13 protein-coding genes and 2 pseudogenes are annotated in these 14,808 nt (G+C 71.0%); 5 read left to right on the top strand and 10 right to left on the bottom strand.

The genetic code is table 11. The annotated features are described in order from the left end of the window. Positions 1-187: 187 nt before the first annotated feature. A complete protein-coding gene (locus AB0N81_RS10115) occupies positions 188-1,516 on the top strand; it encodes a cytochrome P450 (protein WP_365357498.1) in 1,329 nt (442 codons plus the stop codon). On the opposite strand, the gene pstS is transcribed toward AB0N81_RS10115, so the two are convergent. From pstS to AB0N81_RS10135, 4 genes and pseudogenes are all read right to left on the bottom strand, one after another. Beyond that, positions 1,453-2,604, bottom strand: a complete 1,152-nt coding sequence (gene pstS, locus AB0N81_RS10120) for a phosphate ABC transporter substrate-binding protein PstS (RefSeq protein ID WP_365357310.1) — start codon at positions 2,602-2,604, stop codon at positions 1,453-1,455. The genes AB0N81_RS10115 and pstS overlap by 64 nt on opposite strands. 167 nt (positions 2,605-2,771) lie before the next feature. Beyond that, positions 2,772-2,864 (bottom strand): annotated as a pseudogene (locus AB0N81_RS10125) (NADP-dependent oxidoreductase); the annotation flags it as partial. A gap of 39 nt (positions 2,865-2,903) precedes the next feature. Next, positions 2,904-4,016: an NAD(P)/FAD-dependent oxidoreductase gene (locus tag AB0N81_RS10130; protein ID WP_365357311.1), complete on the bottom strand. Its 1,113-nt coding sequence runs from the start codon at positions 4,014-4,016 to the stop codon at positions 2,904-2,906. 94 nt (positions 4,017-4,110) lie between these two features. Next, on the bottom strand, positions 4,111-5,016 hold the full coding sequence (locus AB0N81_RS10135; protein ID WP_365357312.1) for an NADP-dependent oxidoreductase: 906 nt from the start codon (positions 5,014-5,016) through the stop codon (positions 4,111-4,113). Positions 5,017-5,087: 71 nt separating this feature from the next. On the opposite strand from AB0N81_RS10135, the gene AB0N81_RS10140 reads away from it, so the two are divergent. Both AB0N81_RS10140 and AB0N81_RS10145 read left to right on the top strand, forming a co-directional pair. Continuing rightward, positions 5,088-5,657, top strand: coding sequence for a helix-turn-helix domain-containing protein (locus tag AB0N81_RS10140; protein WP_365357313.1), 570 nt, complete (start codon positions 5,088-5,090; stop codon positions 5,655-5,657). A gap of 307 nt (positions 5,658-5,964) precedes the next feature. Then, positions 5,965-7,251: an MFS transporter gene (locus tag AB0N81_RS10145; RefSeq protein ID WP_365357314.1), complete on the top strand. Its 1,287-nt coding sequence runs from the start codon at positions 5,965-5,967 to the stop codon at positions 7,249-7,251. A gap of 40 nt (positions 7,252-7,291) precedes the next feature. Here AB0N81_RS10145 and AB0N81_RS10150 read toward each other — a convergent pair whose 3' ends face one another. The 4 genes and pseudogenes from AB0N81_RS10150 to AB0N81_RS10165 form a co-directional block, all read right to left on the bottom strand. Then, complete coding sequence (locus tag AB0N81_RS10150; RefSeq protein WP_365357315.1) at positions 7,292-8,044, bottom strand: SDR family oxidoreductase; 753 nt, start codon at positions 8,042-8,044, stop codon at positions 7,292-7,294. After that, positions 8,041-9,288 (bottom strand): acyl-CoA dehydrogenase family protein, encoded by a 1,248-nt coding sequence (locus AB0N81_RS10155; protein WP_365357316.1) that lies wholly within the window; start codon positions 9,286-9,288, stop codon positions 8,041-8,043. The genes AB0N81_RS10150 and AB0N81_RS10155 overlap by 4 nt, the downstream gene beginning before the upstream one ends. Positions 9,289-9,343: 55 nt before the next feature. After that, positions 9,344-9,685: an HAD-IA family hydrolase gene (locus AB0N81_RS10160; RefSeq protein WP_365357317.1), complete on the bottom strand. Its 342-nt coding sequence runs from the start codon at positions 9,683-9,685 to the stop codon at positions 9,344-9,346. A 154-nt stretch (positions 9,686-9,839) separates the two neighbouring features. Then, a pseudogene (locus tag AB0N81_RS10165) lies at positions 9,840-11,156 on the bottom strand (MFS transporter); the annotation flags it as partial. 100 nt (positions 11,157-11,256) lie between these two features. Here AB0N81_RS10165 and AB0N81_RS10170 point away from each other — a divergent pair. Beyond that, positions 11,257-12,198 carry an alpha/beta hydrolase gene (locus tag AB0N81_RS10170; RefSeq protein WP_365357318.1) on the top strand — a complete coding sequence of 314 codons (942 nt, stop codon included), beginning with the start codon at positions 11,257-11,259 and terminating at the stop codon, positions 12,196-12,198. Between the two features lie 54 nt (positions 12,199-12,252). Then, on the top strand, positions 12,253-12,912 hold the full coding sequence (locus AB0N81_RS10175; RefSeq protein WP_365357319.1) for a TetR/AcrR family transcriptional regulator: 660 nt from the start codon (positions 12,253-12,255) through the stop codon (positions 12,910-12,912). A 25-nt stretch (positions 12,913-12,937) separates the two neighbouring features. Here the strand turns inward: AB0N81_RS10175 and AB0N81_RS10180 are convergent, their stop codons facing one another. After that, positions 12,938-13,894: a LysR family transcriptional regulator gene (locus tag AB0N81_RS10180; protein WP_365357320.1), complete on the bottom strand. Its 957-nt coding sequence runs from the start codon at positions 13,892-13,894 to the stop codon at positions 12,938-12,940. A 10-nt stretch (positions 13,895-13,904) separates the two neighbouring features. Next, positions 13,905-14,780: an LLM class flavin-dependent oxidoreductase gene (locus AB0N81_RS10185; protein WP_365357321.1), complete on the bottom strand. Its 876-nt coding sequence runs from the start codon at positions 14,778-14,780 to the stop codon at positions 13,905-13,907. Positions 14,781-14,808: the final 28 nt, after the last annotated feature.

Below are 14,808 nucleotides of genomic sequence, written 5' to 3' on the forward strand. Positions count from 1 at the left end.
TGAGCCGCGAGGGTCGTTCATGAGTACGAGTACTCAGACGGCCGGGGTCGACCTACTTGATCGCCCGCCACCCCTCCTGACGCGCCACCGGGAGCCACCTTGGCTCAATATGGCGTCACATGTGTGCCACCATGTGCGCCATGCTGATGTCACAGCACGTCCGCACCGGAGGGAAACACCCATGCCCATGCAGAACGATGTGTCGACCGGTCCCGTCAACAACCCCGGCGAACCGCTCAGCGGCTTTCCTACGTCCCGCCCCGCGGGCTGCCCCTTCGATCCGCCCGCCGAGCTGACGCGGCTGCGCGAAGAACGGCCGCTCACGCGGATGCGCTATCCCGACGGGCACGTGGGCTGGCTGGCCACCGGCCATGCCGCCGTCCGCGCGGTCCTGAGCGACCCGCGCTTCAGCTCGCGCTACGAACTGCAGCACATGCCCGTGCCCACGGGGTTCACCGGCGAGCTGCCGCCCGCCCCCTTGGGAGACCTCACGGGCATCGACGCACCCGAGCACACCCGTTACCGGCGGCTGCTCGCGGGCAAGTTCACGGTGCGCCGCATGCGGCTGCTCACCGAACGCGCCGAGCGGATCACCGCCGACCACCTCGACGCCATGGAGCGGCAGGGCCCCGTTCTCGACCTGTTGGAGGCGTTCGCGCGGCCCGTCCCCGCGCTCATGATCTGCGAGCTGCTCGGAGTGCCCTACGCCGACCAGGACATGTTCCAACGGCACACCGCCACCTCCATGACGCTGAGCTCCACCGAGGAAGAGCGCGCCGCGGCCATGACCGCGATCGAGGAGTACATGCGGGAACTCGTCCTGCGGAAGCGCGCCGAACCCACTGACGACCTGCTCGGCGATCTGACCGACAGCGACCTCACCGACGACGAACTCACCGGCGTCGGCGCCTTCCTGCTGGGCGCGGGCCTCGACACCACCGCCAATATGATCGCGTTCGGCACCTTCGCCCTGCTGACCCATCCCGACCAGCTCACCGCCCTGCGCGCCGAGCCCGAACTCGCCGACCGGGCCGTCGAGGAGCTGATGCGGTACGCGACCATCGCGCAGACCGGGCTGCGCGCCGCGTTGGAGGACGTCGAGATCGAGGGCCTGCTGATCAGGAAGGGCGAGTCCGTCGCCGTGTCGATGGAGGCCGCCAACCGCGACCCGGCCAAGTTCCCCGACCCCGACGTGCTCGACCTGCGGCGCAGGGCGAACGGGCAGCTGGGCTTCGGCCACGGCGTCCACCAGTGCCTCGGCCAGCAGCTGGCCCGCGTCGAGATGCGGGTGGCCTTCCCTGCCCTCGTCACCCGCTTCCCCACCCTGCGCCTCGCGGTCGCCCCCGGGGACGTACGGCTGCGCGAGGGCATGAACATCTTCGGGGTCCACGAACTACCCGTCACCTGGGGCGAGGACGACGGCACGGGCAGCCCGGAATCCGGGGGCGCGTCTCAGGAGAGGGTGCGCACCACGTCGCGCACCTGGCCGGTGACGGACTCGGGCAGCGGCGCGTAGTTGAGCCGGGACAGGTCCTTCTGTCCCGCCTTGCTCGCGGTGTAGGCCAGGAAGGACTTGAGGGCGGGCAGGGTCTCCTTGTGGTTCCCCTTGTCGCAGACGATCTCGTAGGTGACCTGGACGATCGGGTATGCGCCCGGTGTTGGGGCGCCGTAACGGAACTTCAGCTTCATGTCCTTGCCCTCGCCCGCGACCCGGGCGGCCGCCGCGATGCCGGCCGAGGCCGTCGTGGGCGTCGGCCGGACCGGGGCGGGCGCGCCCGTGTCGATGCCCACGGTCTTGATGTGGCGGGCCCGTGCGAAGGACAGCTCGAAGTAGCCGATCGCGCCGAAGCCGGAGGTCACTTCGGAGGCGACACCGCTGGACCCGCTCGCGGACGCGCCGCCCGTGCCCTGCCAGGCCTTGCCCACCGGGTGGGGCCAGGCCTCGGGCGCCGCTCCCGCGAGGTAGGCCTGGAAGTTCTGCGTGGTGCCCGAGTCGTCGGAGCGGTGCACGGGGCGGACGGGCATGGCGGGCAGCTCGGCGCCGGGGTTGAGGCGCTGGATCGCCGGGTCGTCCCACGTGGTGATCTTCCGGTCGAAGATCTTGGCGAGGGTCGGGGCGTCCAGCACGAGGTCGTCCACGCCGGGCACGTCGTAGCCGATCGCGATGGGCCCGCCGACCATGGGCAGGTCGATGGCCCGCCCGCCACGGCAGACATCCTTCGAACGCTCGACCTCTTCGGGCTTCAACGCGCTGTCGGAACCGCCGAACGCGGTCGCGCCCCGCAGGAACTGCGCGCCGCCCGCGCCGGATCCGATCGGGTTGTAGGCGATCCGCACACCGGGGCAGGCGGCCTGGTAGTGCTTGATCCAGTACTTCATCGCGTTCTGCTGGGCGCTCGACCCGGTCCCCTGGACCTTGCCCGCGGCGGCACAGTCGATCCCCGCGACGGCGGCGGCCCCGACGGGCGACGGCCCGTCCCCGTCCTCTCCGTCGTCCCCGAGGACACCGCATCCCGTCAGTGCCAGCGACAGCAGAGCCGTCAGGGAGACCGCGGTGCGCGCTCTCCCTCCTTGGTATGTACGTCCTGGACGTGGGCGTTGCAACGTTGTCCCCTCGGGGTACCGCGAAATGGATCTCGACCGGACCTCAGATGCTCGCCGATCCATGACGTCGGCGGGTAAATCCAGGGCGAACATCGGGCGACGCACTGCGGTACGGAGACCGATCGGTAGGGGGAGCCTGACGCAGAGTGAGACGAGGCCCGCGGCCTCGCGGTGCCGATCACCGTGAGGCCGCGGGCCTGGGCAAGTTGCGCGGTGATGGTGCCGACGCCTCCGACGGCACCATCGATCAACAAGGTCATGAAGGTCATGAAGGTCATGCCGGGTTGTCAGACGCCCGCTCAGTCTCCGTCGGTGAAGAAATTGATCACGTCCTGAGGCGTGGGGTTGTGGGCGACCCCCGCGGCAGCCGCGGCACTGCGGGGGAACAGTGCTTGTTCGTACGAGGTGAGGGCGGTCTCGATGTCGTCGGGGTGTGCGGCGAGGGCCTTGCCGAGTTCGGCACCGTCCTGCATGGCCAGGTTGACGCCTTCACCGTTGGGGGTTGAGAGGTGGGCGGCGTCGCCGAGCAGGGTCACTCCCGGCACCCGGTCCCAGCGGTGCCCGACCGGCAGGGCGTGGAGGGGGCGCAGGACCGGCGCGGTCTGTCCGCCGGTGATCAGGGCGGTGAGTTCCGGGGCCCAGCCGTCGTACTCCTCCGCGATCCGCTCGGCGACCGCGGCGGCATCGGTGAAATCGATGGTGGCGAACCAGTCCTGCGGCTTGGCCAGTGTGATGTAGGCGCGAAGGACCCCGCTCTTCTCCCGGTGAGCCAGGAGCCACTTCCCGCTCTCCTCCGGGTCGAGCGCGACGAGCGTCCCGCCGCCGACCGCTTTCACGGTGGCAGGGTGCCGGGTGTCGGCGTCGTGCAGGCAAGTCTCGACGAAGGACCGGCCGACGTACTCAGGTGTGGCGTCGGAGAGCAGCGGTCGGACGCGTGACCATGCGCCGTCGGCGCCGACGAGCAGGTTCGTGACGACGGCGGCGCCGCCTGCGAAGGTCACCTCGTGGCGGCTCTCGGTGAGGGCGCGGACGCCAGTGGTCTTGTGGCCCCATCGGACGGTGCCTTCGGGGAGTGCGTCCAACAGGATCTGCCGCAGCTCGCCACGCTGCACCTCGGGGCTTTCACCCCTGCCGTCGTCGGCCTTGTCGAACAGGACGGTTCCGTTGCGGTCCAGGAGTCGTATCGCTTGGCGGCCCTCCAGGACGAGGCCGCGGAACTCGTCCATCAGTCCGGCTGCCTCGAGGGCGAGTTGGCCGCTGTAGTCGTGTATGTCGAGCATCCCGCCCTGCGAACGCGCCTCCGGCGAGGGCTCCGCTTCATAGACCGTGACCGGGATGTCGTGGAGGTGCAGGACGCGGGCCAGGACGAGGCCGCCGAGTCCGGCGCCGATGATCGTGACAGGAGTGTGCATGGGGCTCCTTGCGTGTCGTACACCTGCCGGGTGGCCCCGGCAGGATCGCTGGAAGGAAGACGGCTCCGGGCCGTGCGACCGGGCGGGGAACGGCTCAGACGACGATGACCCGGCGCCCGCGCGTGTGACCGGCCCGGCTGTCGACGTGCGCCGCCCTGGCTTCGGCGAGTGCGTACGACTTCTCGACTGGGATGTGGAGCTTTCCCCGCGAGATGAGGTCGGTCGCCTCGGCGAGGGCTCGCGGCACGTCGCCGGTCACGCCCGAGAAGCGGGCGCCGTGTTCCGGTGCGCCCAGGTCGGCGATGGAGATCACCTTCCGCGGGTCCCCGGTCAGTTCGACGAGTTCACCGATCACACCCGAGCCGGCCAAATCGAGCGCCGCGTCGACACCGCCCAGCCCCCGCACCAGCTCCCGCACCCGACCGGCCCAGCCGTCGCCGTACGTCGTGGCGAGGGCACCCAGGCTCCGCAAATACTCCTGGTTCGCGGCCCCCGCCGTGCCGATCACAGTGATCCCACGATCGCGGGCGATCTGCAGCACCGCCGAACCGACTCCCCCGGACGCACCGCTGACCAGCAGCGTCTGCCCCGGCAGCACACCGGACTCACGCAGGACGCGCAACGCCGTCTCCACCACGGAGGGATATCCGGCCGCCTCTTCGAACGTCAGCCCCTCGGGCATGCGCGCCCAGGCCGACAGGACGGCCAACTCGGCGTAGGTGCCGGAACCCCGCCCGAACACGGTGTCGCCGGCCCGAACTCCGTCGACGCCCTCGCCGACCTCGTCCACCACCCCGGCGGCGTCCTGCCCGATTCCGGCAGGCAGCTCGATCGGCCGGACCTTCTGGAACTGGCCTTCACGGATCCGCCAGTCGACGGGGTTCACACCCGCCGCCCGCACTACGACGCGTATCTGGCCGGGGCCCGCGTGGGGCTCCTCGGCGTCTTCGAGGCGGAGCACGTCAGGACCGCCGAACTCGGCAAAGCTCACTCTCTTCATGCCGCCGACCGTAACACTAACGGTTAGCTTTTCGAAACGGGTTCACCTTTGGATTTGGTAGTGTCAGCGGCATGACCGTGCCGACCGGACGCCGTGAACGCAAGAAGGCAGCGACCCGCCAGAAGATCGCCGAGACCGCCCTGCGGCTCTTTTTGGAACGCGGGTACGACGCGGTGGGCATCCGCGACGTGGCCGCGGAGGCCGACGTCGCCGTCACCACGCTCTTCTCCCACTTCGCCTCGAAAGAGGCCCTGGTCTTCGAGCAGGACGACGACTTCGAACAACGCCTCACCCGGGCGGTCACCGACCGGGCACCGCACGAACCGCTCGTCCCCGCGCTGCGCCGCGAAGTCCGGGCCATGGTCGAGCACTGCACGGCGGACGGCGCCGCCCCGATCTATCGCATGATCGACGGGTCACGAGCCCTGCGGGAGTACGAGGAGTCGATGCGCCTGCGCCACGCGGAGTCCCTCGCCACCGCCCTCCTCGCCGATCCCGGCCTGCGACAGAGCGCGACGGCCTGCCGGACGATCGCCAGGTTCGTGATCGCCGCCTACGCGCTGGCCCGCGACGCGGACGACCCGCAGGCCGCCGTGGACGAGATCTTCCAGATGATCGAGGCAGCCTGGAACGTCACCTGATCTTCTGGGCGAGGCCGCCGGCGAACAGTCGATCCAGAGCCGGGCGGGGCCTCAGCGCGAACTCTGGTTCCGCAGGAACCACCTCGTCGGTCGACGCCGGCCCGCCGCACACGCGCTGCCGCGGACGGGTATTGTCGCCGACACGCCTGCCCCTTCCAGGAGTTGAGATGCCCGGTCGCACGAGCACGCGCTGACGTTTCAGATCGTTCGATCCGTCATCGCGTGCTGCCCGTACTGTGAACACACCTGTACGTGACGCGGCACAGCGAGCTCTTCCTCGCTTTTCCGGCTCCTCCAAGGGGTTGTCGTGCCGTCCGTCTCGCGTGCCTCCGGCACCGTTCTCCGTGACCGTGACTTTCGTCTGCTCTGGGTGGGGCAGGCCGCCTCGCAGTTCGGAGCGCAGGCCGGGCAGGTCGTCCTGCCGCTCATCGCCGTGCTCACTCTCGACGCCTCCACCGGCCGGCTCGGCGCGCTGCGTGCCGTGGAGCAGGCGCCGATCCTGTTGTTCTCCCTGTTCGCGGGCGCGTGGGTGGACCGGCGGCGCGCCCGTGACGTGATGGTCCTGTCCGACCTCGGGCGGGTTCTGGCGCTGGCCGGGATCGCCCTCGCGTACCCGCTGGGAGTGCTGGGGCTTCCCGCGCTGTTCGTCGCCGCTTTCGTCGCCGGTGTGCTCGGCGTGTTCTTCGATGTCGCGTATCAGGCGAGCCTCGTACGGCTGGTCAGGCGCGACCAGTTGGCGCGCGGCAACAGCGCGCTCGAAGGGAGCCGGTCCGCCGCGCAGATCGGCGGGCCCGCACTCGGAGGTGCGCTGGTGTCGCTCCTCTCGGCGCCGGTCGCCGCCCTGGCGAGCGCGTCCTTCTTCGCACTGTCCACACTGTCGATCCGGCGCATCCGCCGACAGGAGGATCGGCAGGAGGACCGTCAGGAGGCGCTCCCGGCACCGGCACCGGGACTGGAGCGGTCCGCCGGTCTCCGGCGGCAGATACTCGAAGGGCTGCACCTCGTCGCGCGGCAACCGTCATTGCGGGCCGTGGGGCTGGCCTCCGCCGTGTTCCAGTTCTCGTTCGCGGCCCTGATGACCGTGTATCTGCTCTTCCTGCCCCGCGGGCTGCACCTCTCCGGTGCCGCGGTGGGGCTCGCGCTCGCCGCTACAGGGCCGGGCGCGCTCGTCGGGTCGCTGCTCGCCGCCCGGCTGCCCGGACGGCTCGGCCACGGGCGGGTCCTGGTGGCCGCCGCGGTGCTCGCCGACGGCGTGATGCTCTGCGTACCCGCGCTGCACGGCTCGGCCGCCGTCACGGTCTGGCTGCTCATGGGCATCAACTTCACCTTCGGCGTCTTCAGCCAGCTGGTCAACGTCACGCTCATGGCCGTGCGCCAGGCCGTCACGCCCGTCCGGATCCAGGGCCGGGTCGTCGCGGCGATCAACTTCGTCGGCATGGGGCTGACCCCTGTCGGCTCGTTGCTGGGCGGGCTCCTGGCCGATGAGCTGGGGCTGCGCTCCGGCCTCCTGGTGGCCGCCGTCGGCCTGGCGCTGTCGCCGTTGTGCATGGCTCTGTCCCCGCTGGCGCGGCTCGGGCGGACGCTGCCCCTGTGACGTCCGCCCGGACCGCGCCGGCGGAGACATCACGGGCCGCTCACAACGGCCCGCCCCCGAGAAGCTGCCCTCCGTCCACGACGAGGGTCTCGCCCGTGATCCAGCGTGCGCCGTCCCCGGCGAGGAAGGCCACGGCCTCCCCCAGGTCCTCGGGTTCGCCGATGCGGCCCAGTGGGGTGGCCGCGGCGACCCGCGCCTCGTTCTCCTGCCAGAGCGCCTCGGCCAGCTTGGTGCGGACGACGCCGGGCGCGATGGCGTTCACGCGGACCTTCGGGCCGAGTTCCAGGGCGAGTTGCTTGGTGAGGTGGATGAGCGCGGCCTTGGAGACGTGGTAGATGCCGACGTCCTGGGCGACCGAAAGGCCGCCGATGGAGGCGGTGTTGACGACGGACCCGCCGTGCTCCCCCATCCACGCCTTCACCGCGAGCGACGTCCACAGGATCGGCGCCCACAGGTTGACGTCCATCGTCTTGGCGAAGCGCCCGTGGTCCTGGTCGATGACCGGGCCGTACGCAGGGTTCGTACCGGCGTTGTTGACCAGGATGTCGAGACTGCCGTACGTCGCGACGGTGTGGTCGACACAGGCCCGCGCGGCGGCCTCGTCGGTGGCGTGGGCGCCGAACCCGGCCACGCCACCGCCGAGTTGAGCTGCCGCCTCCTCGGCGCGTTCCTCGCTGCGCGACGTGATCACGACCTGCGCTCCGCGGTCGCGCAGGGCGGCGGCCGCCGCGAGGCCGATGCCACGCGACGCGCCGGTGACGACGGCGACCTTGCCGTCCAGCGGGCCGCTCATCGCGCGTCCTGAGGGTCCCGCGCGTCCCGGGCGTTGCGCTCGGTCTCGCGGCGACGCAGTTCGCGCAGTGCGATGGTGCGCTTGTGCACCTCGTCGGGGCCGTCGGCCAGGCGCAGGGTGCGCAGGTGGGCGTACATGCTCGCGAGCGGGAAGTCGTCACTGACGCCGCCACCGCCGTGCACCTGGATCGCCCGGTCGACGACCTTGAGCGCGACCTCGGGCGCGGCGATCTTGATGGCGGCGATCTCCGTGCGGGCTTCCTTGTTGCCGACGGTGTCCATCAGGTGCGCGGCCCTGAGGGTGAGCAGCCGGGCCATGTCGATCTCGACGCGGGATTCGGCGATCCAGTCCTGGATATTGGCCCGGTCGGCGAGCGGCGCGCCGAACGTCGTGCGCGACTGGGCGCGGTCGATCATCATGTCGAGGGCACGCTCGGCCATGCCGATGGTGCGCATGCAGTGGTGGATGCGGCCGGGCCCGAGCCGTGCCTGGCTGATCATGAAGCCGTCGCCCTCGCCCGCGAGCAGGGCGGTGACGGGGACACGGACGTCCTCGAAGAGCACCTCGGCGTGGCCCTCGCGGTCCTGGTAGCCGAAGACCGGCAGATTGCGCAGGATCGTGACGCCCGGGGTGTCGAGCGGGACGACCATCATGCTCTGCTGGCGGTGGCTCGGTCCTTCCGGGTCGGTCTTGCCCATGACGATGAGCACGCGGCAGTTCTTGTGCAGGGCGTTGGAGGTCCACCATTTGCGGCCGTTGAGGACGTACTCGTCGCCGTCGCGGACCATCCGCATCTCGATGTTGCGGGCGTCGGAGCTGGCGACCGCGGGTTCGGTCATCGCGAACGCGGAGGCGATCTCGCCGGCGAGCAGCGGCTTGAGCCACTTCTCCTTGTGCTCCTCGGTGCCGAAGAGCGTGAGGACTTCCATGTTGCCGGTGTCCGGGGCGTTGCAGTTGGTGGCCTCGGGGGCGAGGTGGGCGCTGCGGCCCATGATCTCCGCCAGCGTCGCGTACTCCAGGTTCGTCAGGCCCGGGCCCCATTCGGGGTGCGGGTGGAAAAGGTTCCACAGGCCCTGCTTCCTCGCCTCGGCCTTGAGCTCTTCGAGGACCGGCGGGTGGGAGTGCGGGTCGCCCGACTCCGCCATCTGCGCCTCGTACACCGCCTCGGCGGGGTGGACGTGCTCGTCCATGAAGGCGAGCAGCCGCTCCTGGTACTGCTTGGCCCTGTCGGTCACATCGAACACGCGTCGTCCTCCAACGGTCTTGGTCCGGCACTCCTGGTCCGGAGCTGAGTCTGGTTCACGCGCCGGCGGTCGGCGGCGCGAGGAGCCGCGCCAGCTCCGCCGCCGTAGTGGCCGCGTCGCGGTGCACGATCCCGGCGATGCCGAGCCGTTCGGCCGCCGCGATGTTCTGCGGCAGATCGTCCACCATCACGGTCTCCTCCGGCCGTACACCGAGGCGCTCACATGCGGTGGCGTACGCACGGCGGGACGGTTTGCGCACCCCGATGTCCCCGGACACCGTCACGGCGTCGAACATCGCGGGCAGGTCGAAGCCGTCGTAGCAGTGGTCGCCGAGCGAGTTGGAGAGCAGTCCGGCGCGGTGTCCGCAGGCCCGCAACGCCGCCACCAGAGCGATCATGTCCGGGTCCGGGCGCAGGCGCTCCTGGATGCGGCGCACCAGTCCCGGCCCTTCGACCGCCGGCCGCCGTCGCCCCCGGCACCGCCAGCGGGTCCGACCGCACGGCGGCCGGGTTCGTCTCCCGCAGGGCCCACGCACAGCCGAAGGTGACCAGGCCCATGGCGGCGATGAACACGGAGACCCATGTCGTCGAGCCGGTGCCGCCGATGATCGCCGTCATGATCAGCGGGGTGCCGCCGCTGACGGTCAGCGCGGAGAGCTGGTAGGCGAGCGAGGCGCCCGAGTAGCGGACGCGCGGGTCGAACAGTTCGCCGATGTAGGCGGCGATCGGCCCGTACGTCAGCGACTGGCCGATGCTCCCGACGGCCACCGCCAGCGCGAGCAGCCCCAGGGACCGGGTGTTCACCAGCCAGAAGTACGGGAACGCCCACACCACGATCAGCGCCGCCCCCACGAGGATCATCGGCCTGCGCCCCACCCGGTCGGACAGGTGGCCCGACACGAGCACGAAGAGGGCGCCGAGTGCGGTGACCGGCAGCGTGACCAGGAGAAGGTCGTCGCGGTCCAGGCCCAGGTCGTCGGCGCCATAGCTGACGACGCCCGCGATGCTCACGTAGAAGAGGCAGTTCGTGCCGGCCAGGAGCCCCGCCGCGAGCAGGACCGTGCGCCAGCGCGACCGGATCACCTCGACCACCGGGGCCTTGGCGACCTCGGCCCGCTCGCCCTTCGCGGACTCGCGGGCCAGCCGGCGGAAGTCGGGTGAGTCCTCGACGCGCCGCTGGACGTACATGACCACGGGCAGCAGGACACCGCTCGCGAGGAACGGGACGCGCCAGCCCCAGCTCAGGAACGCCTCGTCGGACGCGGCCCGGCTCGCGAGCAGGAAGGCGCCGTTGCCGATGAGCACGCCGAGCGAGACTCCCATCTGGCCGTACGTGCCGACGTACCCCTTGCGTTTCGGCGAGGCCGACTCCGTGAGGAGCAGGACGATGCCGCCCCACTGCGCGCCGCACGCCAGCCCCTGGGCGAAGCGCAGCAGCACCAGGAGCACCGGCGCGAGGACGCCGACGACATCGGCCCCGGGCAGGCAGCCGATGAGGAAGGTGCACGCGCCCATCAGGGACATGGAGGCGACGACCATGGCCTTGCGGCCGTACCGGTCCCCCAGGTGGCCCGCGACCACGCCGCCGATCGGACGGGCGAGGAACCCGGCCCAGAAGGTGCTGAAGGACAGCAGCGTCCCCGCCATCGCCGAGGATTCGGGGAAGAAGACGTCGGGGAAGACGAGCGCCGCCGCGGTCCCGTAGAGGAAGAAGTCGTACCACTCGATCGAGCTGCCGATCAGCCCCGCGGCGAGCAGTTTGCCGGATGTCCGGGAGTCGCCGCCCCCTGAAGTGGCCGAGTGTGTTCGGGACGATCGCGCTGGGGACGATGTCAAGGGCTCGCTCCTCGCCGTCGGCTCAAGGGGCACCCTGTATATTTGAACCCAACGTCAAGTTCAATAGTTTGGACACCGCACCGACCAGTGCGAGTTCATCGTCCTGGCTCTGCGGACCTCGGAGGTTCTGCACATGACGACACACATCCCGATCGCCGACTGGGAGAGTCTCGCGACGCGCGAGGTCACCTCGGGCGACATCACTCTCCGCGTCTTCGACCACGGCGACGGACGTTTGGGCAAGCCTGCGGTGGTGCTGTGCCACGGCTTCCCCGAGCTGGCGTTCTCCTGGCGGCACCAGGTCTTCGCGCTGGCGAAGGCGGGGTACCGCGTCCTGGCCCCCGACATGCGGGGCTACGGCGGGAGTTCACGTCCCGCCGACATCGGCGCGTACGACATCCTGACGCTCTGCGGAGACCTCACCGCGATCCTCGACGACGTGGGCGCGGACGACGCCGTCTTCGTGGGGCACGACTGGGGCGCCATGGTGGTGTGGCAGCTGGCCCTGGCCCATCCGGAGCGGGTGCGTGCGGTGGCCGGGATGAGTGTGCCGGTGGCGCGGCGGGCTCCGGCGCCGCCGCTGCCGATCCTGCGCAAGCGCCTCGGCGAGGACTTCTACATGGTGTGGTTCCAGGAGCCCGGCGTCGCGGACGCGGCCCTGAGCCGCAACGTGCGCAGGACGCTGACCGCGCGGGAGATCTACTCCTCCCGGTGGGCCGAGCGGGAGGACGACCCTTCGGCTCCCCCGCCGTGGCTCGACGACGACGAACTGGCCTACTACGTCGACACGTTCGAGCGGACCGGGTTCACCGGCGGCCTCAACTACTACCGCAACCTCGACCGCAACTGGGAGCTCACCGAGCACCTGGCCGACCGTCGCGTCACCCAGCCCTCGCTGTTCGTCACGGGTTCCAAGGACCCCGTCGGACAGTTCATGCCCGCGAAGGACCTCGACCGGATGCTGACCGACCAGCGCGGCCACATCGTGCTCGAAGGCGCCGGCCACTGGATCCAGCAGCAGCGGCCCGACGAGGTGAACGCCGCTCTTCTCGAGTTCCTCTCCACGGTCGGCTGATAGCATCCGCTGCCACCGATACGTACAGGTTCGACCGACAGTGAATGGATCGCAGTGGCTGCCCAGGCCCCGGCCGCAGACGGCGGTCAGAAGCAACCGATCACGCCCCGCAGCGCCCGCGGCGTCAGGACGCGCAATGCCCTGATCGCCGCCGCGCGCGAGGTCTTCGAACGCGACGGGTATCTGGACGCCCGCATCACGGACATCTCCAAGGCGGCACACGTCGCCTCCGGGTCGTTCTACACGTACTTCAACAGCAAGGAAGAGATCTTCCAGGCGCTCGTCGAGCAGGTGCAGGAGGAGATGCTCCACCCGCACCTGCGCGAGCGCACCGGCATCACCGACCCCCGCGAACTCATCGACGCGTCGAACCGCGAGTACCTGCGCGCGTACAAGAAGAACGCCCGCCTCATGGCGCTGTTCGAGCAGGTCGCCCAGGTCGACGAGCAGTTCATGGCGTTGCGCATCGAGCGCGGCAACGCCTTCGCCCGGCGCAACGCCAAGCTGATCCGCACCCTCCAGGAGAACGGCCAGGCCGACACCGGCCTGGACCCGCTGACCACCGCCCACGCCCTGTCCGTGATGGTGAGCCGGATGGCCTACATGGTCTTCGTGCTCGGGCAGCGCATTCCGTACGAGCGGCTCGTCACGACACTCAACACGATCTGGGCGAACGGCCTGCAACTGCGGGACCCCGCGCCGCCCGGGACCTGACCGACGACGGCTCCCCGGCGCCCCGCTACCAGCCGCGGGCGGACTCCAGCAGATGGTCCCTGACCAGGGCGACGTGCGGGTTGTCCGAGGAGCCGGGACGCTGGACGAGATAGCCGGTGTTGATGGGCGGGTCGTCCGGATCATTCAGCAGGACCAGGGCCCCCGAAGCGAGTTCGTCGAGGCACAGATAGCGGGGCAGCACGCTGAATCCGACGCCGCCCACGACGGCGGCCTTGACCGCGCGCAGGTCGGGCATGGTGACGGCGGGCTTGCAGACCAGCCGCTTGCCGAAGACGTGACGCCAGTAGCGGCGGACGATGGGCAGATCCTCGGCGTACGCCACCAGGGGGACGCCGTGCAGCGCCGCGGGCCCGTCGGCGGCGATCCGCGCGGGCCCGCCGATCCGCTCCGCCCAGACCGCCGACGTGACCAGGACGAACTCCTCGTCGGCCAGCGGCACGGCGGCCAGCGCCCGGCCGCGGGGCCGGGCCGTGGCGATCAGCAGGTCGTGCCGGCCCGCGCGCATCTCCTCCAAGAGCTCCTCCGTCAGGCCGGTCGCGATCCGCAGCAGCACGCCCTTCTCCACCAGCGGCGCGAGGCGGGGCAGCACACAGTGGGAGAGGAGTTCCGCGGGGCCCGCCACATGGACCGGCTCGGCGGAGCCGTCACCGCCGTGGCCCGCGACCTCCGCGAGGGCGTCCAGCGGGTCGACGATCCGGGACGCCAGCTCGTCGGCGAAGGGCGCGGGGGCCGCGCCACGCGGCAGCCGCTCGAACAGCTCCCGGTCGAGCTGCCGCTCCAGGGAGCGGATCTGCGCGGTGACCGTGGGCTGCGACAGGCCCAGGAGACGCGCGGCCGCCGTGAAGGACCCCGAGCGGTAGACCGCCAGGAACGTGCGCAGCTGGTTCAGGTCCAGCGGCGCGGCACCGGGCGCACCGGGCGGCGCCTCCCCGGACCCTCCATCAGCATTGCTCTTTCCCATGTCCGGGAGCCTAAGGGGTGATCAGCGGGCTCACCTCGTCGGTCACGAAGCGGATGAACCCTTCCGGGTCCGGTTCGTCGGCGGTGGGCTGCAGGACGACCGTGTCGGCGCCCGCCTCGGCGAGCTGCCGGACGGCTTGCGCCACGTCCTCGGCGCCCCCGGCGGCGCCAAGGCCGGCGATGCCGTCCAGTCCTTCGCCGCGGAGCTCGGCGCGCAGCCTCGCCTCGCCGTCGGGTCCTGTCGCGGTGAGCAGGTAGACCACCACGGGGTGCGCGCCGTCGCGCCCTGCCGCCTCCCGCCCCTCGGCGATGAGCCGACGGGCCCGGCGCACACCGTCCGGTGACGTGCTCGCGTCCAGGACGGTGCCGTCGGCCGCCTCGCCGGTGAGCCGCACCGAGCGGGGGCCGCGTGCACCGGCGTAGACCGCGGGGGCCGAAGCGGGCGGCCAGTCGAGCGCGACGTCGTCGAGCCGGACGTACCTCCCCCGCGTCGTGACGCGTTCGCCGGCCAGCAGGGCGCGCATCGCGTCGAGGTGTTCGCGCAGCAGGGTCAGCGGAGACTCGGCGCGGGCTCCCACCTGCCCCATCCAGTCCTGCACGCCGTGCCCGACGCCGAGCATGACGCGGTCCGGGAAGAGCCGGTGCAGCGTGGCCGCCTCCATCGTGGCGAGGGCGACGTTGCGCAGCGGCACGGGCAGCAGACCGACCCCCACGCGCAGCCGCTCGGACCACGCGAGGGCGGCGGCCGCGCTCGCGATGCCGCTCTCCAGGAAGCAGTCCTCCCAGAGCCACAGCTCCGCGAGGCCCGCGTCCTCGGCCGTGCGCACCATGGCACGCAGGCGTTCGGGGGGAAGCTGGGGACGGAACACCACGCCGAGAGTCGTCATGGTGCCTTCCTATCCCGCTCCTCACCTG

It is taken from the genome of Streptomyces sp. NPDC093510, assembly GCF_040683555.1.
Classification (GTDB): Bacteria; Actinomycetota; Actinomycetes; order Streptomycetales; family Streptomycetaceae; genus Streptomyces.